The following is a 1442-nucleotide window of genomic DNA, read 5'->3' as shown; positions in this document are numbered from 1 at the left end:
TGATGCTAGTATAGTTTCATAGACACATCTAAGTTAAATTTATACAATGAATTTCAAGGAGGATGTGTCCGATGAATACAAGAAATAACGGTAAACGATATAATGATGATTTCCGTAAAATGATTGTCGATCTTTATCATTCTGGAAGTTCTGTAAAAGATTTAAGTAGCGAGTATGGCGTATCTGATGTAACCATTTATAAATGGATTAAAGACTTAACCCCGATTGAAGGGACGGAGGGTAAGGAGATTAACCCAAAAGATGTAGACGCCATTCAAAAAGAGAACCTTCGCTTGAAACAGGAGCTTGAAATCCTAAAAAAGGCTATGGCCATATTCGCTCGAAAGTAAATGACACAGAACTAACTGAATTTATTACAGAACATAAAGATGATTATCCCATTCGCACAATGTGTGAAACCCTTGATATACCTAAAAGTACGTACTACCAATCGCTGCATAAAACAGAATCAGACCGTGATCGTGAGCGTCGTGAATTCACAGAAAAGATCATACAGATTCATGAAGATAGTAAGAAACGATATGGTGCACCTAAGATTCATGAAATCCTTGTAAAACAGGGCCACAAGATCAGTATAAATCGGGTTCAACGCTTGATGAAAAAAGCTGGAATCCAATCGATCATCGTTAAGAAGTTTCGGCCGACACCTAGTAAAGAGAAAGTGGAAGAGCGAGAAAACATTCTTAAAAGAGACTTTACAACGACAGCGATTAACCAAAAATGGGTTGGCGATATCACGTATATTCATACGCTTCGTGATGGCTGGTGTTACCTTGCATCTGTATTAGACTTGCATTCAAGAAAGGTTATTGGGTATTCATTTGGACGTTCGATGACGACTGAATTGGTAGAAAAAGCTTTAGAAAACGCTTATGTCACACAGAAACCTAATGATGGCGTTATCTTCCATTCTGATTTGGGTTCACAATATACAAGTGATGCCTTCACAGAAAAGATTCAGGACTACAAGATGACACATTCCTTCAGTCATAAAGGCAGTCCCTATGACAATGCTTGTATCGAGTCTTTTCATGCGATCTTAAAGAAAGAAGAAGTAAACCACGTACAATACTTAGATTTTAACGCTGCGCGAGTAGAGTTATTTAAATATATTGAAGGCTGGTATAACCGCAAAAGAATACACGGCAGTATCAACTATCTAACGCCACAAGAGATGGAAGATTTAGCGCTCCATCAAGCAGCATAATTGCACCAATTAACATAAGAGCACGGCTTTACTTGGAGAGGTGGGCGTGGTAGGCTTTCACCTTGCGAAAGGTCTATTTACTAACCTTTCGTCTTTCGCAAATCACCACGCACACAGAGGCTCCATGTCAAGCCTTCACATATCTATTCAAATAAGCTTCAAAGCACAACCAAAAAACTAACTTAAATGTGTCCTAAATATTGACGTAGATCCA

Annotated in this window: 1 protein-coding gene; it reads left to right on the top strand. The window is 38.4% G+C overall.

Annotated elements, in window-relative coordinates; translation table 11 throughout:
• Positions 1 to 71 precede the first annotated feature (71 nt).
• Positions 72 to 1228 (top strand): IS3 family transposase gene (locus tag M3210_RS19885; RefSeq protein ID WP_149476521.1). Its coding sequence is split into 2 segments (ribosomal slippage): positions 72 to 315 and positions 315 to 1228, totalling 1158 coding nucleotides; the frame shifts between segments, so codons are not numbered across the junction.
• Positions 1229 to 1442: the final 214 nt, after the last annotated feature.

The sequence above is a fragment of the Oceanobacillus luteolus genome, from assembly GCF_023715655.1.
In the GTDB taxonomy this organism is placed as follows: domain Bacteria; phylum Bacillota; class Bacilli; order Bacillales; family Amphibacillaceae; genus Oceanobacillus; species Oceanobacillus luteolus.
This window is presented reverse-complemented; position numbering and strand designations above follow the sequence as displayed.